The 22,350-nt window shown below is 72.4% G+C and carries 21 protein-coding genes; 7 read left to right on the forward strand and 14 right to left on the reverse strand.

Annotation, left to right across the window (positions count from 1 at the left end):
• Positions 1 to 211: 211 nt before the first annotated feature.
• Together MTF69_RS01010 and MTF69_RS01015 are read right to left on the reverse strand one after the other, a co-directional pair.
• Positions 212 to 1,891: a multicopper oxidase family protein gene (locus MTF69_RS01010; RefSeq protein WP_243329665.1), complete on the reverse strand. Its 1,680-nt coding sequence runs from the start codon at positions 1,889 to 1,891 to the stop codon at positions 212 to 214.
• 90 nt (positions 1,892 to 1,981) lie between these two features.
• Entirely contained in the window at positions 1,982 to 2,518 is a 537-nt protein-coding gene (locus MTF69_RS01015) for a hypothetical protein (protein WP_243329666.1), read from the reverse strand.
• Positions 2,519 to 2,743: 225 nt separating this feature from the next.
• Between MTF69_RS01015 and MTF69_RS01020 the strand changes: the two genes are divergently transcribed.
• Positions 2,744 to 3,406 (forward strand): DUF998 domain-containing protein, encoded by a 663-nt coding sequence (locus tag MTF69_RS01020; protein WP_243330421.1) that lies wholly within the window; start codon positions 2,744 to 2,746, stop codon positions 3,404 to 3,406.
• Positions 3,403 to 4,326 carry an alpha/beta fold hydrolase gene (locus tag MTF69_RS01025; RefSeq protein WP_374321916.1) on the forward strand — a complete coding sequence of 308 codons (924 nt, stop codon included), beginning with the start codon at positions 3,403 to 3,405 and terminating at the stop codon, positions 4,324 to 4,326. Before MTF69_RS01020 ends, MTF69_RS01025 begins: the two co-directional genes overlap by 4 nt.
• Here MTF69_RS01025 and MTF69_RS01030 read toward each other — a convergent pair.
• The 4 genes from MTF69_RS01030 to MTF69_RS01045 form a co-directional block, all read right to left on the reverse strand.
• Entirely contained in the window at positions 4,323 to 4,742 is a 420-nt protein-coding gene (locus tag MTF69_RS01030) for a CBS domain-containing protein (RefSeq protein ID WP_243329668.1), read from the reverse strand. The two genes, MTF69_RS01025 and MTF69_RS01030, sit on opposite strands and share 4 nt — an antisense overlap.
• A gap of 337 nt (positions 4,743 to 5,079) precedes the next feature.
• Positions 5,080 to 5,757: a DUF305 domain-containing protein gene (locus MTF69_RS01035; protein WP_243329669.1), complete on the reverse strand. Its 678-nt coding sequence runs from the start codon at positions 5,755 to 5,757 to the stop codon at positions 5,080 to 5,082.
• 23 nt (positions 5,758 to 5,780) lie between these two features.
• A complete protein-coding gene (locus tag MTF69_RS01040) occupies positions 5,781 to 6,434 on the reverse strand; it encodes a DUF3105 domain-containing protein (protein WP_243329670.1) in 654 nt (217 codons plus the stop codon).
• A gap of 73 nt (positions 6,435 to 6,507) precedes the next feature.
• Positions 6,508 to 6,876, reverse strand: coding sequence for a hypothetical protein (locus MTF69_RS01045; RefSeq protein WP_243329672.1), 369 nt, complete (start codon positions 6,874 to 6,876; stop codon positions 6,508 to 6,510).
• A 217-nt stretch (positions 6,877 to 7,093) separates the two neighbouring features.
• Between MTF69_RS01045 and glnA the strand changes: the two genes are divergently transcribed.
• Positions 7,094 to 8,455, forward strand: a complete 1,362-nt coding sequence (glnA, locus tag MTF69_RS01050) for a type I glutamate--ammonia ligase (RefSeq protein WP_243329674.1) — start codon at positions 7,094 to 7,096, stop codon at positions 8,453 to 8,455.
• A gap of 86 nt (positions 8,456 to 8,541) precedes the next feature.
• Here glnA and MTF69_RS01055 read toward each other — a convergent pair whose 3' ends face one another.
• The 3 genes from MTF69_RS01055 to MTF69_RS01065 all read right to left on the reverse strand — a co-directional run bounded on the left by MTF69_RS01055 (position 8,542) and on the right by MTF69_RS01065 (position 11,566).
• The gene (locus tag MTF69_RS01055; protein WP_243329676.1) at positions 8,542 to 8,784 is read right to left on the reverse strand and encodes a TM2 domain-containing protein; all 243 of its coding nucleotides are present in this window, start codon (positions 8,782 to 8,784) and stop codon (positions 8,542 to 8,544) included.
• 125 nt (positions 8,785 to 8,909) lie between these two features.
• A complete protein-coding gene (locus MTF69_RS01060; RefSeq protein ID WP_243329678.1) occupies positions 8,910 to 9,368 on the reverse strand; it encodes a DUF2752 domain-containing protein in 459 nt (152 codons plus the stop codon).
• Positions 9,369 to 9,460: 92 nt separating this feature from the next.
• Positions 9,461 to 11,566 carry a PIG-L family deacetylase gene (locus MTF69_RS01065; protein ID WP_243329680.1) on the reverse strand — a complete coding sequence of 702 codons (2,106 nt, stop codon included), beginning with the start codon at positions 11,564 to 11,566 and terminating at the stop codon, positions 9,461 to 9,463.
• 518 nt (positions 11,567 to 12,084) lie between these two features.
• Here MTF69_RS01065 and MTF69_RS01070 point away from each other — a divergent pair.
• Positions 12,085 to 15,072 carry a bifunctional [glutamine synthetase] adenylyltransferase/[glutamine synthetase]-adenylyl-L-tyrosine phosphorylase gene (locus tag MTF69_RS01070; RefSeq protein WP_243329682.1) on the forward strand — a complete coding sequence of 996 codons (2,988 nt, stop codon included), beginning with the start codon at positions 12,085 to 12,087 and terminating at the stop codon, positions 15,070 to 15,072.
• Positions 15,073 to 15,195: 123 nt separating this feature from the next.
• On the opposite strand, the gene MTF69_RS01075 is transcribed toward MTF69_RS01070, so the two are convergent.
• Positions 15,196 to 16,131, reverse strand: a complete 936-nt coding sequence (locus tag MTF69_RS01075; protein WP_243329684.1) for a hypothetical protein — start codon at positions 16,129 to 16,131, stop codon at positions 15,196 to 15,198.
• Positions 16,128 to 16,652 (reverse strand): SigE family RNA polymerase sigma factor, encoded by a 525-nt coding sequence (locus tag MTF69_RS01080; protein ID WP_243329685.1) that lies wholly within the window; start codon positions 16,650 to 16,652, stop codon positions 16,128 to 16,130. Before MTF69_RS01080 ends, MTF69_RS01075 begins: the two co-directional genes overlap by 4 nt.
• A gap of 289 nt (positions 16,653 to 16,941) precedes the next feature.
• Between MTF69_RS01080 and MTF69_RS01085 the strand changes: the two genes are divergently transcribed.
• Positions 16,942 to 17,730, forward strand: coding sequence for a hypothetical protein (locus MTF69_RS01085; RefSeq protein ID WP_243329687.1), 789 nt, complete (start codon positions 16,942 to 16,944; stop codon positions 17,728 to 17,730).
• 35 nt (positions 17,731 to 17,765) lie between these two features.
• On the opposite strand, the gene MTF69_RS01090 is transcribed toward MTF69_RS01085, so the two are convergent.
• Complete coding sequence (locus MTF69_RS01090; protein WP_243329690.1) at positions 17,766 to 18,722, reverse strand: helix-turn-helix domain-containing protein; 957 nt, start codon at positions 18,720 to 18,722, stop codon at positions 17,766 to 17,768.
• Between the two features lie 264 nt (positions 18,723 to 18,986).
• Entirely contained in the window at positions 18,987 to 19,454 is a 468-nt protein-coding gene (locus tag MTF69_RS01095; RefSeq protein WP_243329693.1) for an ATP-binding protein, read from the reverse strand.
• 108 nt (positions 19,455 to 19,562) lie between these two features.
• Between MTF69_RS01095 and MTF69_RS01100 the strand changes: the two genes are divergently transcribed.
• A complete protein-coding gene (locus MTF69_RS01100; RefSeq protein ID WP_243329694.1) occupies positions 19,563 to 20,420 on the forward strand; it encodes a helix-turn-helix transcriptional regulator in 858 nt (285 codons plus the stop codon).
• Positions 20,417 to 20,674 (forward strand): DUF397 domain-containing protein, encoded by a 258-nt coding sequence (locus tag MTF69_RS01105; RefSeq protein WP_243329696.1) that lies wholly within the window; start codon positions 20,417 to 20,419, stop codon positions 20,672 to 20,674. The genes MTF69_RS01100 and MTF69_RS01105 overlap by 4 nt, the downstream gene beginning before the upstream one ends.
• Positions 20,675 to 20,767: 93 nt before the next feature.
• Here the strand turns inward: MTF69_RS01105 and MTF69_RS01110 are convergent, their stop codons facing one another.
• Positions 20,768 to 22,255 carry a hypothetical protein gene (locus MTF69_RS01110; RefSeq protein ID WP_243329698.1) on the reverse strand — a complete coding sequence of 496 codons (1,488 nt, stop codon included), beginning with the start codon at positions 22,253 to 22,255 and terminating at the stop codon, positions 20,768 to 20,770.
• Between the last annotated feature and the right edge of the window lie 95 nt (positions 22,256 to 22,350).

Below are 22,350 nucleotides of genomic sequence, written 5' to 3' on the forward strand. Positions count from 1 at the left end.
GACCCACATACGGAACGAGCCCAACCCCGGCAAGGTCACGCAACACGACGAGATCCCGCGCAACACCCAGGGAAACCAGACCAATCCGTGAACTGTGCGCGCCCCCGTCATGGACGGACGGCTCCCCGCCGGGCATTTCGGCCCCGAACGCCCCGGCCCGGTGCCGCGCTGACGACCGCGCGCCGCCGGCCCGGTCCGGGGCGGGATCCGGCTACCGCTGGTAGCCGAGCACGGTCATCATCCCTGCCTCCGCGTGGAAGACGTTGTGGCAATGGACCATCCACAGGCCGGGATTGTCGGCGTCGAAGTCCACCGTCAGCCTGCCGTTGGGAAGGACCACCGCCGTGTCCTTGCGGGCCCCGCCCGCCCGGCCGGCGAGGCCGAAGGTGTGCCCGTGCAGGTGGAGCGGGTGCCACATCGTCGTGGAGTTGTCGAACTCCAGCCGGACCCGTTCCCCCGCCTTCACCGGGTGCCGCTGGTCCGGGGCGTACGGCTTGCCGTCGAAGGCCCAGTCGTACTTCGCCATCCCGCCGGTCAGCTTGATCCGCACCGTGCGGTCCGGTTCGCGCGCGGCCAGCGCCACCGGCTCGGCCGCCTTCAGGGCGTCCGCCGTCAGGGGCCGTCCGGTCAGCTCGGCGGGCCGGGTCGCCGCGGTCGGCGCCGCCCCCGTACCGGTGCGCAGCACCGCGAGCGCCGACGCCGAGTCCCCCTTGCCCTCGGCGAGCGCGGTCAGCGGGAACACCCCGTCGCCCGCCGTCACCAGGACGTCGTAGCGCTCGCCCATGCCCAGCAGCAGGGAGCGGGCGGCCGCGTGCTCCACGGGGAAGCCGTCGGTGTGGGTGACCGTGAACTCGTGGCCGCCCAGGGCGATCCGGAAGGCGGTGTCCCCGCCCGCGTTGATGATCCGGAGCCGGATCCGGTCGCCGGGGCGGGCGGTGAAGACCGAAGGGTCCTCGGGGGTGCGGCCGTTGACCAGGTAGTGCGGGTACGCGACATCGCCCGGGTCCCTGCCGAGGACCTCGCTGACCCCGCCCATGAGGAGCCGCGACGGACCGCTGCTCGCGGCGGGTGCGGGCGTGCCCGTGGCGCCGGCACCGGAACCTGAGCCTGAGCCGGAACCGGAGCCGTGGCCCGAATGGCCGCCGCCGCTCGAGCTCATGTCCATGCCCTTGCGGAGTTCGGCGAGCACGGCCTCGGGGGTGGAGCCGTCCACCCCGTCGAGCCAGTCGTCGAGTACGACCACCCACTCCTTGTCGTAGGAGAGGGGCTCCTTGGGGTCCTCGACGATCAGCGGCGCGTACAGGCCGCGGTCCTGCTGGACGCCGGAGTGCGGGTGGAACCAGTACGTCCCGGGGTGCGGGACGGCGAACTTGTACGTGAACGAGCCGCCCGGGGCGATGTCCCGCTGGGTCAGCCCCGGCACCCCGTCCATGTCGTTGCGCAGCGCCAGGCCGTGCCAGTGCAGGGAGGTGGCCTCGGGGAGGTTGTTGGCCAGGGTCAGGGCGAGGGTGCCGCCCGCGGTGACCCGTACCTCCTGGCCCGGGAGCTTGTCCCCGTACGCCCACGAGCGGACGGAGCGGCCGGCGCCGAGGTCGAGCGGGGTGGCGGTGGCCGTCAGCCGGACCTCGGTGAGCGGGCCCGTGGCCTTGCGGGCGGCCTCGGCGGCCTGCACCTCCGCGCCGGCCGGGTCCACGTAGCCGCCGGGGGCGGGGGAGGCGGACCCCTTGCCCGTGGCGCCGGCGCCGTGGTCCATGCCGGCCATGCCGGAGCCCGAGCAGGCGGCGAGCAGCCCGGTGCCTGCGAGTGCGGCGCCGGCACCGAGGACGGCGCGGCGGGACGGCGAGGAGGGAGAGGGAGAGGGAGCGGGAGAGGGGGAAACGGAAGAGCGCATGGTGGAACACCTCGTGATGGTGTGAGGCAGGCAGATGGGCACCGTCTGCCGCCGCCCCGAAGGCATGCGGGGGCGACGACGGAGCCCGGCCTATACGCGCAGCACCGTCAGCAGGGTGAGGAGTTCGCGGGGCGGCGGCGGGTCCGGACCGCCGGACCGGCCCGGCGCGCGTGCCGCGCCCCCGAGCGGCGCGGCACGGCGCGGGCCGGCCAGCCCGGCTCCGAGGACCAGCAGGGTGAGGGCGCCGAGCACGGCGAGGCACACGGACATGGGGTCCATGCCGGAGTGCTGAGGGCGCGGGGCCTCGAAGGTGGCGGCCGTGGTGGTGGTGGTGACGGTGGTGGCGACCGCGGCGACGGCAGCGGCCGCCGTGTCCGGGGAGGCCACCGTGTGCGACCGGCCCGTCAGGTCCGGAGCGTCGGCCGGTCGGCCGCCGTGCGCCTCCCCGGACGGCGGATGGCCGCCCCGGGGAACGAAACGGACCGACGGCACGTCCTCCATGGCGTGGGCCGGAGTCGGATGGCCCAGCGTGTGCATGCCCGCGATGCCCAGCAGCAGCGCGGCGAAGAGCAGCAGCCGGGGCCACCGGACTGCTGGTCGCTGCGTGCGCAAGGTTGGGCGGGTCATGGGCGGAACCCTACCCGGGGTGGGTATCCGATCGGAGGACCGGACCCGGCCGCGTTTAGGATTAGTCACACTATGTCCATAAAAGTCCCGCCGCTGAGCCCCCGGAAACCCGGGGACCCGATCAAGCACGTGAAACCCGTCAAGTCCCGGAGATCCTGGAAGTCCGTGAACAGCCCCTCCACCGCGACGGGTCCCGCCGCCACGGCCGGGGCCGGTGCCCGCTCCGTGGCCCTCCTCATAGGGCTCGGCGCCGCCGCCTACACCGCGTGGGTCCTCGAAGTCGTCCTCTCCACCGGCCTGAACCCCATCGAGACGTACGTCAGCGAGCTCGCGGCCCAGGACCAGCCGCTCGGCGGCCTGTTCCGGGCCACCGACTTCACCGCCGGCCTCCTCGTCTTCTTCGGCGGCGTCCTGGCCCTGGTCCGCCTCGCCAGGCGCGTCGAACCCCGCCGCCTCTGGTCCGTCGCCGGCTGGTCCGGGATCACCCTCTTCGGAGCCTCCACCGCGGCGGACGCCTGGCTGCCGCTGAGCTGCACGCCGACCGTGGACCCCGAATGCGCGGCGCGGGAGACCGCCGGCCTGGTCCCCGCCACCCATCAGGCGCACGCCGTCAGCAGCAGTCTGGCCATGACCGGAGCGCTCGTCGGGATCGTGGCCCTCACGCTCGCCGCCCGCCGCTACGGCCGCCTCGCCCCCCTCGCGCGATTCGGGCCCGCGCTCGTCGTACTCGAACTGCTCGCCACAGCCTGGACCCTGGTCTCCATCGCCCTGTTCACCGCCGGGCACGGCACCTGGGCGCTCGGCGCCGGGCAGCGGCTCCAGGTGCTGTTGGTGGCGGTCTGGCTGGGCCTGCTCGCGTACTCCGTCCACCGGGATCGCCGCACGTGAGCGGACCCGGGGCCGGGGCAACTCCCGGAAGGTTCGTACGCCTCCCAGCCGGCCCCGCAGGACCCGCCGCCGACGGAGTACCGCTGCACGTCCTCGTGGAGGGTTCCGGACCTCCCGTCGTCCTCAGCGCCGGGCTCGCCATGGCCTGGTTCGACTGGGACGCCGTCGCGGAGCTGCTCGTCGCCGCCGGCCGTACCGTCGTCCGGTTCGACCGTCCCGGGCACGGGCTGAGTGCCCCCGCCGTACGTCCGCCGTGCGCGGCCGGGGAGGCGCACCGGATCGCCGGGCTGCTGGACGCGCTGGGGCTGGGCGCCGAGCGCGTCACCGTGGCCGGGCACTCCATCGCCGGGTTCCACGCCGAGGCCTTCGCCCGGCTGTACCCCGGGCGCACCGCGGCCCTGGTGCTGGTCGACGGCAGCGTGGAGGAGCGGCCGCCCCGTACGGTCCTGCCCGCCGGGCTGCGCACCGGGGCCGCCCGGGTGCTCGGCCGGGCCGTGACCGCCGCCGGGCTGCCGGCCGCGCTGGGCCCCCTGGCCCGGCGGACCGCCGTACGGGCATCCCGCGCGGGCGGCGCGGACCCGGCCGCGCGGGACCTCGTACGCCGCTGCTACCGGACCGGCCGGGTCTGGCGCGGAGCCCTGCTGGAGAACGCCCGCTACCCCGACACGGCCGCCGAGGTGCTGGCGCTGCGCGCGGCGCTGCCGCTGACCGTGCCCGCCACCGTCCTGGCCGGCCACGACCCCGGCGCACGCCGCCCGGACCTGGGCTGGCTGGGCCGCCAGGCGGCGCTGGCCGACGCGCTGGGCGCCCGGTTCGTGGTCGCGGAGCCGGCCGGGCACCTGGTCATGCTGGACCGCCCGCACCAAGTGGCGCGGGCGGTCCTGTACGCGGCGGAGCCGGGGGCTCCGGGGGAGGCCTAGCCCCGGGCGTAGACCGCTTCCGCCCAGCCTGCTATCTGCTGTTCCGAGAGGTGCTTGGCCAGGTCGGCCTCGCTGATCATCCCGACCAGCCGCTTGTTCTCGATGACGGGGAGCCGGCGGATCTGGTGGCTCTGCATCTCCTCCAGCACCTCGGAGACGTCGGCGCCCGCGTCGATCCAGCGCGGGGTGCCCTGGGCCATGTCGCCGGCCGTGGTCTTCGACGGGTCGTGCCCCTTGGCCACACACCCGATGACGATGTCGCGGTCGGTCAGGATGCCGCAGAGGCGTTCATTGGAGTCGCTGATGGGCAGCGCGCCCACATTGAGCCGGCTCATCAGCTGAGCGGCCCGGTCCAGGGTCTCGGTGGCGGGGATCCACTGGGCCCCGGGGTGCATGATCTCTCCGGCGGTGGTCATCGCGTAAACCTCCTGAGCGAGCCGTAGCGGCCGGGCGCGGGTGCGCCGGCCTCGGCGTCCTCATCCTCATTCGCCCGTTCGGCCCCCGCGACCCGGCGGGGGCGGGAGGGGGCCGTTCGGGTGACCCCGCGCGGGTGCGGTCACGCGGTGCGGGGCCCTGCGGGGCGGAGTCCCCTACCCGCCCTTCGCCCGTTCCCCGGGCTCTGCCCGGACCCCCCTGGGGCTCCGCCCCAGACCCCGCGCCTCAAACGCCGGCGAGGCTGGATTTGGCCGGCGTTTGAGGCGCGGGGGTCCGGGGGCGGAGGCCCGGGCGACGGTGCCGCACGCGGCAAACGGGTTACCCCGCGGCCAGCGGATCCGCTCCGCGCTGCTTCAGCATGTCGGCCATCAGCTGGAGCTCCGCCTGCTGGGCCTCCACCATGCCCTGGGCCAGCGCCCGCTCGGCCGGGTTCACGCACTGGGTGGCGCAGCCCTGGGCCATCCCGACGCCGCCCTTGTGGTGGTCGGTCATCAGCCGCAGGTAGAGCACCTCGGCGTCCCGGCCCTCGGCGGAGCCGAGCTGCACCAGCTCCTCCTTGGTGGCCATGCCGGGCATCAGCGCGCCGGGCTTGGTGACGACCCCGCCCATGGCGTGGCCGGCGCCGTGGTCGCCGCCCCCACCGCTCCCCATCCAGGACATCGGCGGCTCGTCCGCCACAGTCTTGGGCAGGCCCCACATGTCCAGCCAGCCCAGCATCATGCCGCGCTGGTTGGCCTGCGTGCTGGCGATGTCGTAGGCGAGGGTGCGTACCGGCTCGTCCTTCGTGCGGTCGCGCACGATGAAGGACATCTCCACCGCCTGCTGGTGGTGCACCGCCATGTCCCGGGCGAAGCCCGCGTCCGCGGAGTAGAGCCCCGGCGTACGGGAGGACGCGGGAGCGGAATCGGTTCCCCCGGCGGTGGCGACCGTGGCCCCCACCGCGAAGAGCAGCGCCAGGCCCACGGCCGAGCCCGCGGCCCAGTACGTACGGGTCACGGAGCCGCGACCGGACGTACGGGTCACTTGTCGGCCAGCCCGTTCGTGCAGGGAGCGCCCGGCTCGGGGGTCTGCGTGCCCTGCACGTACTTGGTGAGGAACGCGGCCACCCGGGCGTCGTCCGCCTTGTCCACGGTCAGCTGCTTGCCCCACGCGCTGAGCATGATCGCGCCGGACTGCTCCTTGACGGGGCTCATCAGCGTGAACGGGGTCTTGGCCACCTTGGCGGCGAGCTTCTCCACGTCGGCCTTGGCGGCCTTGTCGGTGTACGTCACCCACACGGCGCCGTGCTCCAGCGAGTGGACGGCGTTGGTCTCGGGGACGGGGTTCGTGTAGACGTCGCCGTTGCAGTTCATCCAGCGGGGGTGGTGGTCCCCGCCGACCGGCGGGTTCATCTCGTACTTCACCGGGGTCTCGACGTGGTTGCGGCCGAGGTTCTTGGCGTCCCAGGTCTGCTCGCCGGCGACCGGCGCCTTGAGGGCCGCCTCCTTGGCTTCCTTCTTGTTCTGCTGGTCGATCATCACCCACGCGCCGAAGCCGATGAGCGCGGTGACGATGGCGGCCGACGTGGTGATCGCGATGGCCTTGTTGCGCCGGTCGCGCGACTGGTCGGCGCGCCGCATCTCGGCTATCCGCGCCTGGCGGGAGTTGTTGGTTTCGGAGTTCCTGCTGGCCATGGCCCTGAATCCTTCTTGCTGAGGGGGGTGGAGTGGAGAACGCGCTGCCTGAGCGCCGCCGGACCGGGACCGGTCAGGTCCGCAGCACCTGGAGGGCGTACAGGTCGGGGCCGCGCGCGAGCGCCGAAGGGGGCCGGATCCCCGCCGCGGGCGCGGGGCGCACGGCGGGTGCGGGAGCCCCGCCGGCCACCAGGGCCGCGGGCGGCGCCGGGGGCAGGAGTCCGGGGAGGACGTGCGAGAGCGGCGAGCAGCCGGGCCGGTCGTAGGGCGCCACGCAGACGACGCGCTGCGCGCCCGGCGCGTGGGCGGTGTGCCCGGCCCGCGCGACCGTCCCCGAAGCGGGCGGCTGCCCGGCCCCGGCCCCCACCCCGGCCGTCCGGCACAGGAACGCCGCCCCTGCCAGCACCCCGAAGGCCATCAGGAGGACGGCATGGCGGAGCACCGGACGTCTCCGACGTCCCTGCTCGTCCTGCGCATGGCCCCCCATGGGCGCCGATGGTAATGCTCATGACCTGCCCAAGGTCAGTGCGGGGGTGCCACCGGCTTTCCGGGGTGCGTAATCTGGCGGAAACCACCGCTGGCGATACTGGGGCGGCCCGACTGTGCCCGCGCCCTCGCGGCAGTGGTGCACAGGCCGCCTGAACTGCGAGGATGAAGCCATGGACAAGCAGCAGGAATTCGTCCTCCGGACGCTCGAGGAGCGCGACATCCGCTTCGTGCGCCTGTGGTTCACCGACGTACTGGGCTTCCTGAAGTCCGTAGCGGTCGCGCCGGCGGAGCTGGAACAGGCCTTTGACGAGGGCATCGGATTCGACGGCTCGGCGATCGAGGGCTTCGCACGGGTCTACGAGTCCGACATGATCGCCAAGCCGGACCCGAGCACCTTCCAGATACTGCCGTGGCGCGCGGAGGCCCCCGGAACGGCGCGGATGTTCTGCGACATCCTGATGCCGGACGGCTCGCCCTCCTACGCGGACCCGCGGTACGTCCTCAAGCGCATCCTGAACAAGACCTCCGACCTGGGCTTCACCTTCTACACCCACCCGGAGATCGAGTTCTTCCTGCTGAAGGACAAGCCGCTGGACGGCACGCGGCCCACCCCGGCCGACAACTCGGGCTATTTCGACCACACCCCGCAGAACGTCGGCATGGACTTCCGCCGCCAGGCGATCACGATGCTCGAATCCATGGGCATCTCGGTCGAGTTCAGCCACCACGAGGGCGCCCCCGGCCAGCAGGAGATCGACCTGCGCTACGCCGACGCCCTCTCGACGGCCGACAACATCATGACCTTCCGCCTGGTCATGAAGCAGGTCGCCCTGGAACAGGGCGTCCAGGCCACCTTCATGCCGAAGCCGTTCTCGGAGTACCCCGGTTCGGGCATGCACACCCACCTCTCCCTCTTCGAGGGCGACCGCAACGCCTTCTACGAGTCGGGCGCCGAGTACCAGCTCTCCAAGGTCGGCCGCTCCTTCATCGCGGGCCTCCTGAAGCACGCGGCCGAAACGGCAGCGGTCACCAACCAGTGGGTCAACTCCTACAAGCGCATCTGGGGCGGCTCCTCCCGCACCGCGGGCTCCGGCGGCGAGGCCCCCTCGTACATCTGCTGGGGCCACAACAACCGTTCGGCCCTGATCCGCGTCCCGATGTACAAGCCGGGCAAGACGGGCTCCTCGCGCGTGGAGGTCCGCTCGATCGACTCGGGCGCCAACCCCTACCTCACGTACGCCGTCCTCCTGGCGGCGGGCCTCAAGGGCATCGAGGAGGGCTACGAACTCCCGGCCGGCGCCGACGACGACGTCTGGGCGCTCTCCGACGCGGAACGCCGCGCGATGGGCATCGAACCCCTCCCGCAGAACCTCGGCGAGGCCATCGCCCTGATGGAGCGCAGCGAACTGGTCGCCGAAACCCTCGGCGAGCACGTCTTCGACTTCTTCCTCCGCAACAAGAAGCAGGAGTGGGAGGAGTACCGCAGCGAGGTCACGGCCTTCGAACTCCGCAAGATGATGCCGGTCCTGTAACCACGGCTCAGGGCGCACAGGCGCATACACGTACGGCCGGCCCCCTCAGTCATGAGGGAGCCGGCCGTACGGCCGTACGGTGCACGTCAGCCGCGCAGCACGCGACCCTGCTTGTCGGTGCGGTCATCCTTGACCAGGAACAGGATGCCGTCGATCAGGGCCCAGACGCCGAGGCCGCCGCAGGTGACCAGCTGGGCGATGGCCATGCCGGTGTGGCCGGTGTAGAAACGGCCGATGCCGAGACCGCCGAGGAAGATCTGCAGCAGACCGGCAGTCAGCTTGGACTTGTCGGAGTACTGCTGACCGTTCGGGGCGATGTTCTGAGACATGCAAAAGCTCCTTGTGAACTGCTCATGGTGGGGACGTGTGCCGCGATTGCGAGTCGCGACGCAAACACTGACCTGCGACGGCTGTGCATGGTTGCCCTGTGGACCGCAACGTGATCAACCTGTGATCACATGGCCGCATTGCGAACAACCGCCCAGGTCAGGGCCACCCCAATGATGGCTGCCTGTCCCCGGAGTCCGATCGCCGGGTGGTACTTCCGCCCGCGTAGGCCTTCGGTGACCCAGCGTCCGTAGAGGAAGAGGGTGAGCGGCAGCCCCAGCAGGAACAGCACCGCGTTGTCGTGGAAGGCCGCGACGAAGTCGCCGTGCAGGATGTCGTAACACATCCGGGTGGCACCGCAGGCCGGGCAGAGCTGGCCCGTCAGCCAGTTGAAGGGGCAGCGGGGAAGCCAGTGGCCGGGCTCGTGCGGATTGGTGCCCCAGAGGTACGCGGCTCCCGCGCCCAGCACCGCGAGCGAAGCGAGCGGGGCTGCCGCCGGCCGACGGAGCAGCGACGTGTGCGGCTGTGGCCCGCCGCGGGAACTCCGGTCCCGTCCGGGGGTGTCGTCCGGCAGGTCGGCCGACATGGGTGCTCCCTCCTTGATGTACCCGCACGTGGTGGTATGCGGGCAACCGGAGGTCATCTTCGCACCGGGGGTCCGCGCCGCCCGCTGTCGGGCTACGCCTGCGGGACCGCGCGGTGCCAGGTGGGACGGGTGGGGGTGGGGGTGGCGGTCGGGAGGGAGGTGGCCGCGTGGAGTTCGGCGTCCAGGCCCAGGACGACCGTCGTCAGGGCGCCGTCCGATTCCTGGATGGCCGCGGGGGCCCCCGCGTAGAGGATCCGGGACTCCGTCCACGCCGGCGGGCCGCCGAGGCCCGTCGCGGCGACCGTGCCCGAGTCGGCGCGGCCCGCTATCAGGCGGCCCGCCACGCCCACCGCGCCGTAGCCCGACCGGCCGCCGGCCTCCGTGACGCTGGAGACCGTCGGCAGCGCGCCGCCGGCCGCGGCCGTGACCACGGCGGTGCGGACGACCCCCGAATCGGGGCGCCGGAAGTAGAGGCGGACGCCCGCCGCCTCCGGGGCGGCGGTGAGGGGGACGGTGGTGGCCGGGAGCCCGGTCGGGAAGGGGCCGGCCAGCGGGGCGCCCGGGGCGGGCTGGATCCAGGCCACCACCGACTTGGTGGTGGCGGCGTAGACGTGGCGCCGCCCGGCGGAGTCGGTGGCCACCACCGGGTCGGACAGGAGGTCGGCGCCCCCCAGGTGCTGCCAGCCGCCGAAGGCACCCGAGGGCTCCTGGGTGCGGGCGAGCAGGGCGCGCCGGGAGTCGCGGACGTACACCGTCAGCCGCCCGTCCGGGTCGCAGACGGCCGAGGGCGCGCTGATCCAGGAGGTGCCGGGACCGTCCCCGGTCTCCGGGGTGCCGAGCGTGACCCACGCCCCGAACGGGCCACCGGGCACGGACTGGGCGGCGTAGACGATCTCGCGCCGGTAGTCCCCCGGCCGGTCGCCGAAGACGGTGCGGGTGGCGAGGACGACGACGCGCCCGTCGGGGAGGCGGGCGGTGGTCGCGCCCGGGTCGATGCCGGTGCCCGGCAGCAGGACCGGGCCCTGCCAGGCGGCGCCGGGGCCGGTGCCGGCCCCGCGGTTCCAGAAGGCCATCTGGCCGTCGAGGACGGCGAAGGCGTACAGCCGGCCGGGCGGGCCCGGCACCAGCCAGGAGGAGTGGTCGCCGCGCGCGTAGCGCAGCGACTGGGCCCAGTTGCTGACGGTCGGGTTTCCCCCCACCTTGCGGTCGCCGCAGCCGGAGGGCGAGCCGCAGTAGTTCCCCTTGTCGTGCCAGCCGTACGTCTTCAGGTAGCCGATCTTCGTCCGGACCGTCTGCGGGTCCAGCGTGTGCGGCAGCGCGCCGTTGAGATAGCCCAGGTAGCTCTGGACCGTGAAGTGGGGCCGCTGCCCGACCGGGACCCGCGCGGCGTACGCGGCGGCCCCGGCCTGCGCGAACCGCGCCGCGTACATGTGGTCCTGATGGTCGGTGAGGCTGCCGGAGCCGGCGTACCGGCCCGGCGTCGGGTCCTGCATCCGTATCGTCGTCGGCTTGTACCGCTCCAGGACCCCCGATATCGCCGCTATCACCTGGTCCTTGGTGAAGGTGGGCTGCTGTGTGACCGGGGTGCCGGCGGTGAGCTGCGGGGCGAGCGCCGGTATCCGGCCGTTCCACAGGCCGCGCAGGCTGTGGGGGCTGTCGGAGCGGGCGGAGCGGGCCTCGCGCATCTGCAGCCAGACCAGGTTGATCTGGGGCTTCGCGATCAGGACGTTGAGCTCGAGGTGGCCGCCGCCCGCGGTGGGTATGGCCGTACGACGCCACGGGCTGGTGCGGTCGCCGGTGGCCATCTGCGCGTACGCGGCGCGTATGCCGTTCTGGCGGGCTTCCGCGTAGTGGCTCCGGTCGGTGGGCTGCTCGGGGTCCTTGGCCTCGGGGCCGTTGGCCTGGTTGCGGCCGTCGGCCTCGCCCGAGGTGAGGTACAGGGTGGTGAGCGGGGTGCCGGACGCGAGGGAGCGGCTGATGTCCGGGTTCATGAAGAACAGGTCGTCGTCCGGGTGGGCGACGATCTGGACGACCGAACCGGCGGTGGCGCTCACGGGGAGAGCGGCCGGGGAGTCGGTTCCCGGGACGGCCTCGGCCGCGGTCTGCTGGCCGGAGGCAACGGCGAGCGCACCGGTGACCCCGATGGTCAGCATCGGGACCACGGTCGCGAGGAGGAATCGTCGGCGGGATACGGGCATCGGCTACGCCTTGGGGTCGTTCCGGCAGGAAGGGCCGCGTGAAACTGTCGGTCGGTCAGTGAGAGTCCGATCCGGGCGCGTTGGTTCACCCGATGCGCCGATGACTTCCGATTTGGTGAAATGCCCGCCCGCGTCGCCCTCTTGTGGGCGTTTCGCACGTGTCCCCGGTCACGCCACGCACCCGCCGACCGCCCGGCGCGGCTGAGTAAATCCAGCCCCTCCGGCGTTTGAGGAGCGGGGTCTGGGGCGGAGCCCCAGCTGGGGGTCCCCCCGGACGGAGTCTGGGGGATGGTGGAAGGGCGGGTAGGGGACAGCCCCGCGCAGCGGCTGCCGGATCCCGCCGCGGGAATGTGCCGGCCATCCGGCCATGCATCCCACCCTGCTCGCGGTGAGTCGAACGCCTGCTCCGGCTAGGCTCTCCCCGGGCAGACGCGCGGACCCTCCCGACGGCGACACCGCCGAAGGCGACATCCCGCGTAACCGCCCGGCCAGGGCAGACGCACGCGGGAGGCGGCGGGATGACAGTCCCGGGACGCAGGAGCAGTACCTTCAGCCGGCTGCTGCGCAGCGGGTTCACCGACCCCTCGGCCGCGGCCCGGCTGCTCGACACCGACGCGCTGGCCGCCGTACGCGCCGATCCGGTGCTCCTCGACGCCCTCGGGGCCACCGCCGATCCCGACCTCGCCCTCCTCGGGCTGGTCCGGATCGCCGAGGCGCAGGCACCCGAGGAGCTGCCCGTCCTCCTCGACACCCTCGTCAGCGCCAAACCCCTGCGCGACCGCCTCCTCGGCGTCCTCGGCGCCTCCGAGGCCCTCGGCGACCACCTCGCCCGCCACCCCCGGGACTGGCAGGCCCTCGTCACCTACGAAGCCGTCGACCTGCACCCCGGGCTACGCGAGTTCGAGAACGGACTGTCCGGCGCCCACGACCCCGTCACCCTGCGCGTCGCCTACCGCCGCTGCCTGCTCTCCATCGCCGCCCGCGACGTGTGCGGGACCATAGACGTCGCCCAGACCGCCGCCGAACTCGCCGACCTGGCCACCGCCACCCTCCGCGCGGCCCTGCGCATCGCGACCGCCGCCGCCCCCGAGGACGCGGCGCTCTGCCGGCTCGCCGTCATCGCCATGGGCAAGTGCGGCGGCAACGAGCTGAACTACGTCTCCGACGTCGACGTCATCTTCGTCGGCGACGCGGCCCCCGGCGCCGACGAGGGCAAGGCCGTCCAGGCCGCCGCCCGCCTCGCCTCCCACCTCATGCGGATCTGCTCCGAGACCACCGTCGAAGGCACCATCTGGCCCGTCGACGCCAACCTCCGCCCCGAGGGCAGAAACGGTCCGCTCGTCCGCACCCTCGCCTCCCACCTCGCCTACTACCAGCGCTGGGCCAAGACCTGGGAGTTCCAGGCCCTCCTCAAGGCCCGCGCCGTCGCGGGCGACGAGACGCTCGGCGCCGAGTACATCGCCGCCATAACTCCCCTCGTCTGGCAGGCCGCCGAGCGCGAGAACTTCGTCCCCGACGTCCAGAAGATGCGCCGCCGCGTCGTCGACAACATCCCCGCCGCCCAGGTCGAGCGCGAGCTGAAGCTCGGCCCCGGCGGCCTGCGCGACGTCGAGTTCGCCGTCCAGCTCCTCCAGCTCGTGCACGGCCGCTCCGACGCCACCCTGCGCTCCGGCACCACCCTCGACGCACTCACCGCCCTCGCCGCCGGCGGCTACGTCGGGCGCGCCGACGCCGCCCAACTGCACGACGCGTACCGCTTCCTGCGGGCCATGGAGCACCGCATCCAGCTCTACCGGCTGCGCCGCACCCACCTCGTCCCCGAGGACGAGGCCGACCTGCGGCGCCTGGGCCGCTCGCTCGGCCTGCGCACCGAACCGGTCGCCGAGCTCAACAAGGCCTGGCGCCGGCACGCCTCCGTGGTCCGCCGCCTGCACGAGAAGATCTTCTACCGGCCGCTCCTCGACGCCGTGGCCCAGCTCGCCCCCGGCGAGACCCGGCTCTCCCCGCGCGCCGCCGGCCAGCGCCTCGAAGCCCTCGGGTACGCCGATCCGGCCGCCGCCCTGCGCCACCTCGAAGCCCTCGCCTCCGGAGTCACCCGCGCCGCCGCCATCCAGCGCACCCTGCTGCCGGTGCTCCTCGGCTGGTTCGCCGACTCCGCCGACCCGGACGCGGGCCTGCTGAACTTCCGCAAGGTCTCCGACGCCCTCGGCAAGACCCCCTGGTACCTGCGCCTCCTGCGCGACGAGGGAGCCGCCGCGGAGAACCTCGCCCGCGTGCTCTCCGCCGGACGCCTCGCCCCCGACCTCCTCCTGCGCGCCCCCGAGGCGGTGGCCCTGCTGGGCGACCCCGAGGGCCTGGTTCCCCGTACCCACGAGGCCCTGGAACAGGAGGTGCTCGCCGCCGTCGGCCGCGCCGAGAACCCGGAAGCCGCCGTGGCCGCCGCCCGCGGAGTCCGCCGCCGCGAGCTGTTCCGCACCACCGCCGCCGACATCATCGGCTCCTACGGTACGGAGGACAGCCCGGCCGAGGAGGACCACGGAGCCCTGGTCGACCGGGTCGGCCGGGCCGTCTCCGAACTCACCGCCGCCACCGTCGCCGGAGCCCTGCGCGCCGCCGTCCAGGGCCACTGGGGCGACACCCTGCCCACCCGCTTCGCGATCATCGGCGTGGGCCGCTTCGGCGGTCACGAACTCGGCTACGGATCCGACGCCGACGTCCTCTTCGTCCACGAGCCGCGCGAGGGCGTCGACGAACAGGTCGCCGCCAAGGCCGCCCAGAACGTCATCGCCGAGATGCGCAGGCTCCTCCAGCTCCCCACCGCGGACCCGCCGCTGCTCATCGACGCGGACCTGCGCCCCGAAGGCCGCTCCGGCCCCCTCGTCCGCACCCTGCCCTCCTACGCCGCCTACTACCGCCGCTGGTCCCTGACCTGGGAGTCCCAGGCCCTGCTGCGCGCCGAACCGGTGGCCGGCGACCTCGAGCTCGGTCAGCGCTTCATCGACCTGATCGACCCGCTGCGCTACCCGGTGGAAGGCCTCGGCGAGGACGCCGTCCGCGAGATCCGGCGCCTCAAGGCCCGGATGGAATCCGAACGCCTGCCCAGGGGCGCCGACCCGACCCTGCACACCAAGCTGGGCCGCGGCGGCCTCAGCGACGTCGAGTGGACCGTCCAGCTGATCCAGATGCGGCACGCCTGGGTGGAGCCGGGCCTGCGCACGACCCGGACCCGCGAGGCCCTGGCCGCCGCGCACGCGGCCGGGCTGATCCCGACGGAGGAGGCGCAGATCCTGGACGAGGCCTGGGTCCTGGCCACCCGGGTCCGCAACGCCGTGATGCTGGTCCGCGGCCGGGCGGGCGACACCTTCCCCTCGGCGGCCCGCGAACTGGCGGCGGTCGGCCGCTACCTCGGCTACGCGGAGGGCACGGTCGGCGACATGCTGGAGGACTACCGCCGCATCACCCGCCGCGCGCGGGGCGTGGTGGACGAGCTGTTCTACGGGGGCTGACCGGCCGCGGTGCCGGCCGGACCGGCCGCGTACCCGGTACGCCGGTACGCCGGTGCGTGGCGGGGCCCCGCCGCCGACCCCTGTACGGCGGCGGGATCCCACGTTCCACGGTCCCCTTCCCGGCTACGGGAGGGACTTCTCGTACCCCTTGTCCTGGTCGGAGTCGTAGACCTGCTTGCCCTGGGCGTCGTAGCCCTTGACGCGCGGGGCCTTGGTGACGGACCGGTCCAGGAGGCCGGTGGCGGCGAACCAGCCGTGGTCCACGGCGCCTTCGAAGGTGGCGCCGCCGTAGCTGACGGTGACCCGGGTGACACCGGGGTCGACCGTGCCGATGCTGCCCCAGCGGTAGGGCAGCTTCCAGGGGCCTTCGGAGCTCAGCTTCTGGAGGTAGAGCTTGCCCCCGTTCATGTCGGGGCGGACGGATCCGCTCCCGGGGTCCGCGCCCCCGCCGACGGAGGTGTTGAGGCCCTGGGCCGTGCCGTCCTTGATCAGGCAGATGAGCCGGGTCTGCCGCGGGGCCTCCTTGACGGCGACGATGTACCGGCCGTCCCCGGGGGAGTTGTTGTTGCCGGTGCTGCGGTGCGCGAGCAGGATCCGGTACTCGGAGGCTTTGCCGAGGTCGGGGTGTTCGTACGCGGCGGACTTCGCGTTCGCCCGGTCGTAGGCGAGGCACAGTCCGAGCCCGTCGGCCGCCTCCTGGAGGGTGATCCCGTCGGCGAGCTGCCCGGGCGTCGCGGGTGCGGCCGGTCCCGGGGGCGCTTGGGGGGTGGGCGGCGCCGCGCTCGGCGTCGGGCCGCCGCCGGCCACCGGCACGACCGCCAAACCGCCGCCGGGGCCGTTCCCGGCGAAGACCAGGGCCGTGACCGGGACGACGGCCAGCGCGACCAGGGCCGCCCCCGCCGCCGCGAGCCTGCGGTTGCGCAGTTCCGCGCGGCCCTGCCGGACGATCTCCGGATACGGCACGGCGGCGGGCCGCACCGCCTCGGCGCCCCGGGCCATCCAGTCCCGCAGGTCAAGCTCGAACTCGTCGCCCTGCCTGCCGTTGTCCGGCCCGTTCACAGGACCGCCCCCTCGCTCCTCGTCGCGATCCGGCCCAGTCCGGGCCAGGTGCGCAGTTTCGCCAGCGCCTTGGAGGCCTGGCTCTTGACGGTGCCCTGGGAGCACCCGAGGACATCGGCGGTCTCGGCCTCGGAGAGGTCCTCCCAGTACCGCATCACCACCACCGCCCGCTGACGGGCGGGCAGTTGGGCCAGCGCCTCCATCAGCGCGCCGCGCTCGTCGGCCCATTCCGCGGCCCGGTCGCCCACCGAGGCGTCCGGCACGCTGTCCGTCAGGCGCTCGGCGACCCGGCGCTTGCGGAACCGGTCGCTGTTGCACGTGACCAGCATCCGGCGGACGTACGCCTCCGGGCTGTCCATGCGCGCCACGCGCCGCCACGACCGGTACGCCTTCGCCAGCGCGGCCTGGGTCACGTCCTCCGCGTCGTGCGGATCGCCCGTCAACAGGTACGCCGTGCGCACCAGATGGTTCCAGCGCGCGGCGACGAACGACTGGAACTGAGCTTCTTCCTCGGCCTGCATCGGCACCTCCTCGCCCCCTTGACCACCGCCCGCCCCGATTCGGTTGCCCGGACGGGCGAACGAATTTTCGCGGGCGGTCGGATCGGGTCCGACGGGGAGGTCAGGCGGCTTCGGCCGCCGTGCAGGAGGCGCAGTTGCCCGGTTCGGGGGCGCGGAAGACGCGGTTGCAGCAGCCCTCGCAGTTCTGGAACGGGTGGATCACCCTGTCCGGAAGCCTGGCTCCGGCGGGCGCACCCCATCCGGCCGTCGTCTGCTGGCGGCGACGGCACCGGTGGCGCATCGTGACGGTATGGCGAGCCCTGCGGATCCTCCCAGGCGTCGACTGGAAGGGCCGGCGCGGATCGTGGCCTTCGTCGGCGGGCTGGTCGGGATCGTCGCGACCACTATCGGAGTCGTGGTGGCCTGGCCGGCCGACTGGTGGCCGCGCCACCCGCCCGAGCCCGAGGTGTACGTGAAAGGCGTGACGGAATGGGGCGGGTACGTGGTCCCCCACCCGGCCGGGGTGTTCGACAAGCCGCCTCATCACGCCAGATTCCCCTGCAGACGGGGGATGAGCGACTGGGTCAAGTCGCTCGGTGGCGTACCGAACCGGATCTCCGTCGACTTCGTGCTGACCACCGAGCGATCCGAATCGGTCGTCGTGCTCGGCCTCAAGCCGCACGTGCGCAAACTGCCGACACCGCCCATGCGGACCACCGTCGTGGACTGCGTGGCGGGCTCCGGCTACTGGGGACGCTCCGCCGATCTGGTCGTGGACTCCCAGCCGCCCAAGTTCCGGCTCAACGACGAGAACGGCCAGCCGATCGAGCGCATCGGAATCAACCTGGGGAAGGGCGAAGCGGCGGAGTTCCACCTCTCGGCCGAGGCCGAAACCCCGGGGGCGGTGTACGAGTGGACCGCCGACCTCGAGCTGCTCGTGGGGGGCGAGCCCATGAAGGTCACGGTCTCCGACGGTGGGAAGCCCTTCAAGGTCGCGGGCGCCCTCCCCGACAGCGCGCCCCGGGTCGACCTCACCCTGAAACTGGCGGACGACGGCAGCATCTACTGCACCGAACACCCCCAGGATCCCGCCTGCTGACATCGGCCGGACCGCTTGCGGTCAGTCGACCGAGGTCAAGCCGCGTTGGCGGCTCTGGTGGCGCTGCAGGAGTTGCAGTGGCCCGGGGCGGGGGCGCGGAAGACGCGCTCGCAGTCGTCGCAGGTCTGGAACGGGTGGATGACCATGTCCGGGGGCCGGACTCCGCCGGCCGGGCGCTGCGGCAGGCGGGGCGGCCGCAGCTCCCTGAGCCGGTACGCCAGCAGGCCCGCGGCCGACTGGATCGGCCCGTCGGGAAGGCCGCCCGCCAGCGTGGCGCTGACGGCGGCCCGGTTCAGTCCGAGCTCCAGCCAGCCGGTGAGCGCGGGGGCGAGCCGCGCCACGTCCCGCTCCGACAGCGTCAGCCGCGGATCGCGCAGCCGCAGCCGGGCGAGCAGGTCGGCGGATTCGCGGTGGCGTTCCGGGAGGGGGCCGACGGGGGCGGGGGCTTGGCGGGGCTCCGGCGCGCTCGCCTGCTGGGGCGGGGCCTCGGCCGGAGGTGTCGACAGCGGTACGGCTTCGCCACCTGCTGCGGGGGCCGCGGCGGGAGCGGGCTCCGGGCTGGGGCAGGGCGCCGGGTCGGGGTCAGGATCGGGCTCCGGGTCGGGCTCCTCGGCCGGGACCGGCACCAAGGCCAGGACGGGCGGCGGGACCTGCTCCCGGTCTTGCTCCTGGGCCTGCTGGGGCGGCTGCTGCTCCCACTGGTCGAGCGGGACGTTGTAGGACACGGTCTGGGTGACGATGTGTCCCGAGGGGAGCCGCACCCGGGTCCTGGCGAGGTAGCCCGCTGCTTCCAGCTCGCGCAGAGCGGCGGCGATACGGGTCCCGCCCTCGGGAAAATGCCTCTTCAGGGCCCTGATGGACACATCCGTGCCGTCGGGAAGGGACTGGATGTACACGGACAGGCCGATCGCCGTCAGGCTCAACGTGCTGTGCTGGGCGAGCTCGTTGCAGATCTTGACGTAGCGCTCGGCCCGGGGTCGCTTCTTCTGCATGACGCCGGGCCTCTGGTTGCCGTACGGAGCGCGCGACGGCGCGCTAAGCTGCTGAACAGCCACGGGAAGACCTGTGTTTCTTCCTGAGCGGTGAGGCCCTCGGCCGGGATGCCAGTCCCGTCGGGGGCCGTTCGCATGTCTGGAGTTGTGTCGGGCTGAGCCTGCACCATGAATTGGCATATGCGCCAGCCGAGTTGGGTGTATTCACCCGACCGAGTGAGTTCGCGCGGGGTTTGGTTGGGTTGGGTTATTTCCCTGGGTTCTTTAGGGGTTTACGTTCCGAGTCGCCGACCCACCGCCCACCGGATCCCGGAAACCCGGATCCGGTGAATCGGACCCCGGTGGACCCATTTCCGCCCACACCGTTTTCAGGGGAACGGGACCGACGCAGACACCCCACCGGTCCGCCAGCGCCGCGACGAGCGCCAGCCCCCGGCCGGACTCCGCGTCGGTGGGCGGGAGTTCGGGAGAGGGTGGAGGTACGTGCTCGGCCCGGGTGTCGCTCACCTCGATACGGAGCGTGGCCCCGGCGGCGGTCAGTGCGAGCCGGAACCTCCTTCCCGGGAGCCGGCCGTGCGTGACGGCATTGGCGGCGAGTTCGGCGACGACCTGGGCCGCGTCAGGGAACGGAAGCCCCCAGTCCGCGAGTTGCGCGGCGGCGAGCTGCCGCGCGGAGCGGGCGCCGTGCGGGGTGGCGGGGAGCGTGGCGATGAAGGTGATTTCCTGATTCACGTGACTGAGCGTGGCGAGCCGTGCGTAACCTGAACAGGGAAGCGCCCGTCGTGTACGGCCGTTGTCCCGGGGTGTCCAACCCTGTCCCGCCTGTCCCCTGGGGGTGGAGTGAACGCAGACAGCACCGATGAGTCGAGCGAATCCAGTTGGGAACTCGACCCGGAGGACGAAGCAGGGGCGGTAATCGCCACCGTGGGCCGCCAGCTGAAAATGTGGCGGGAGGCGGCCGGTCTCGACCGAATGCAATTCGGTACGCGGATGGGATACGGGCCGAACCTCATCTACAAGATCGAACGCGGCGCCCGAATTCCGCGCCCGGAGTACTTGGACAAGGCGGACGAGATCCTCGGCGCGAGCGGCAAGATCGCCGCGATGAAGGCCGATGTGGAGCGGGCCCGCTACCCGAAGAAGGTCCGGGACCTGGCGAAGCTGGAGTCCGACGCGGTGGAGCTGGGTGCGTACGGCAACCACAACCTGCACGGCCTGCTCCAGACCGAGGAGTACGCGCGGGCGCTGTACGAGATCCGGCGGCCGGCGTTCGCCCCGGACGTGGTGGAGCGGTACGTCGCCGCACGCATGGCCCGGCAGGAGATGTTCCATCGGCAGCCGCCCCCTGCCCTGACTTTCGTGCTGGAGCAGGTCACGCTGGAGCGGACCATCGGCGGGCGGGAGGTGCTCCGCAGGCAGCTGGAGCACGTACTGGACCTCGGCCAGCTGCGCAACGTCGAGATCCAAGTGATGCCGACTGACTGTGAAGACCACGCTGGCATGGGTGGGCACATCCAGGTGCTGAAACTCCGGGACGGGTCGACGATCGGTTACATCGAAGCGCAGCTGCCGACCCGTTTGATCACCGACGTCAAGGAGATCCAGATCCTTGAACTCCGGTATGGGATCATCCGTTCACAGGCACTCAGCCCACGGCAGTCGAGGGCCTTCATCGAGAAATTGCTGGGGGATACATGAGCATCAAGCCCTCGATCGGCGGTCCTTCCGCACTGACCTGGGTCAAGAGCAGCTACAGCGCCAGCGACAGCAACGAGTGCGTCGAAGTCGCCTGGGCGAAGAGCAGCTACAGCACCAACGACGGACCGGAGTGCGTCGAGGTCGCCATGCTCCCCGAAGCGATCCTGATCCGGGACTCCAAGGACGTGTCCCGGGACCACCTCGCCGTGGCTCCCGCCACCTGGAGCGGGTTCGTCCGGTACGCCGCCGGCTGACCGCTCGGAGAGCATCCTGCGCCACCCGGAACGGGCGACCCGGCAGCGGCGGGGTGTCCGCTGCTGCCGGGGCGCCTCACGCGGTCAGTCCGTTCAGCGGACGTCTACGTAGTCCTGGCGGCCGTAGACCGCGTAGTGGGTGGCGGGGGTGTCGGTGTACCGGATCTGCCAGGTGCCGTCCTGGCGGGCGGTGACCTTCGTGCTGAAGGTGCCGTCGGTCCTGGTGGTGGTGCTCGCGATCGCCTCCCAGGCCGAGCCCTTGGCCGAGGCCTTGAAGTAGACCCGGACCTTCTGGCCCGCGAAGGCCTTCCACGACGTGCCGGACTGCTGGCGCAGGCCGCCCTTCGCGGTGATCTGCGTGCCGGCCTTGACGCCCTCGGGGGTGAGGTCGTCGTTGGAGAGCTGCGTGGCCTTGCGGGTGGTCTTGAGCGTGGGGCTGTTCTGGGCGGCCTTGGTCACGCGCACCCGCCAGTAGCCGGTGCCGGTGAGCGGGGCCCGCTGCTGCGGCGTCCGTGAGAAGGCCTGGCCGTACCGGCCGGTGAAGGAGTCGACCGTCTTCCACGTCTGCCCGTCGGAGGAGTACTGGACCGCCATCGGAGCAGTCGTCCCCGTCGGGTACGAACCCTCGGCCACCTCGGGCTTACCGGTGATCGTGACCTTGCGGTACTTGTCCACGGCAGCCTTCAGCGACACGAACTTGGTCGGCACGAGGTGCAGGGTGAACTTCTTCTGGGCCTCGTTGTTGAACCAGTAGTTCCACTGCGGGCCGACCGTCAACGACGTGTTGCGCCCGACGTTCTGCATGAACGCGAAGCTGCCGTCCTTCGCGGTGGACGTCCTGACCTGGTTGTCCGCCTGGACGTAGTGGTCGTCCACGGGCTTGTCCACACCGGACTCGCTGGTGGCGCGGACCGTGCCGCGGACGGGGATGTCGCTCCCGGCCGGGGCGGTGATCGTGCTGCCGCCGTCGACCGTCAGCTTCAGATCGTGTCGCAGGCGCTTCACCGTGATCGACTGTTCGGGGCCCTCGAACCTATAGGTGCGCGAGAACTCGGTGCCCTCGCCGAAGTCGGGGCGATGTGTGAACCGGCCCTGCCCATCCGCCCGCTGAGGCATGTAGCTGTAGTGGTGGTACCAGGCCGTGCCCTCGGGCATCGGCTTGACCTCGTGGGTCACCGGGTCCTCGGCCGTCAGGCTCCCGATGATCTGTTGCGGGTGCTCCCAGGAGTCCGTCGGGTAGTTCGTGGTGAGAGCCAGGCGAGGGTTGAGCCCGTAGCTCAGATCCCCCCTGTCATAGCCGATGCGCTCGTCCGGGAGGCCTTCCCGGTACACCACGTCCGTGGTGTAGCCGCGTACCTCGGGGAGCACCACCGGATCGGACAGGAACCGCCCGCCGTCGCAGCTCGAGGGCGCGCACAAGTCCCGGTCACGGGCACCGGCGATACCGACCGTGGCGACCACCTCGTTCGAACCCCAGCGCCGGATCCGGATCTGGACGTCCTCTGGGCGCATGTTGTCCCAGTCGTGGAAGGTCACGTAGACCTTCCCGTCCTTGATGGTCGTCGTCGTATGTGACTCCATGTAAGGAGCGGCGTGTGCCGTGGGTGCAACGGCCACCGAAGTGGCTGCGAGGGCGAGCGCCGTGGTCAGCGCTGCCGTAAACCTTCTCAAAACAG

This window comes from Streptomyces sp. AP-93 (assembly GCF_022808175.1).
In the GTDB taxonomy this organism is placed as follows: Bacteria; Actinomycetota; Actinomycetes; order Streptomycetales; family Streptomycetaceae; genus Streptomyces.

Coding starts and splice junctions, on each gene's coding strand:
- MTF69_RS01085 (WP_243329687.1), top strand. CDS start 16,942: ATGGCGAGCCCTGCGGATCCTCCCAGGCGTCGACTGGAAGGGCCGGCG.
- MTF69_RS01105 (WP_243329696.1), top strand. CDS start 20,417: ATGAGCATCAAGCCCTCGATCGGCGGTCCTTCCGCACTGACCTGGGTC.
- MTF69_RS01065 (WP_243329680.1), bottom strand. CDS start 11,566: ATGCCCGTATCCCGCCGACGATTCCTCCTCGCGACCGTGGTCCCGATG.
- MTF69_RS01015 (WP_243329666.1), bottom strand. CDS start 2,518: ATGACCCGCCCAACCTTGCGCACGCAGCGACCAGCAGTCCGGTGGCCC.
- MTF69_RS01055 (WP_243329676.1), bottom strand. CDS start 8,784: ATGTCTCAGAACATCGCCCCGAACGGTCAGCAGTACTCCGACAAGTCC.
- MTF69_RS01080 (WP_243329685.1), bottom strand. CDS start 16,652: ATGCAGGCCGAGGAAGAAGCTCAGTTCCAGTCGTTCGTCGCCGCGCGC.
- MTF69_RS01110 (WP_243329698.1), bottom strand. CDS start 22,255: ATGGAGTCACATACGACGACGACCATCAAGGACGGGAAGGTCTACGTG.
- MTF69_RS01060 (WP_243329678.1), bottom strand. CDS start 9,368: ATGTCGGCCGACCTGCCGGACGACACCCCCGGACGGGACCGGAGTTCC.
- MTF69_RS01070 (WP_243329682.1), top strand. CDS start 12,085: ATGACAGTCCCGGGACGCAGGAGCAGTACCTTCAGCCGGCTGCTGCGC.
- MTF69_RS01090 (WP_243329690.1), bottom strand. CDS start 18,722: ATGCAGAAGAAGCGACCCCGGGCCGAGCGCTACGTCAAGATCTGCAAC.
- MTF69_RS01040 (WP_243329670.1), bottom strand. CDS start 6,434: ATGGCCAGCAGGAACTCCGAAACCAACAACTCCCGCCAGGCGCGGATA.
- MTF69_RS01010 (WP_243329665.1), bottom strand. CDS start 1,891: ATGCGCTCTTCCGTTTCCCCCTCTCCCGCTCCCTCTCCCTCTCCCTCC.
- MTF69_RS01030 (WP_243329668.1), bottom strand. CDS start 4,742: ATGACCACCGCCGGAGAGATCATGCACCCCGGGGCCCAGTGGATCCCC.
- glnA (WP_243329674.1), top strand. CDS start 7,094: ATGGACAAGCAGCAGGAATTCGTCCTCCGGACGCTCGAGGAGCGCGAC.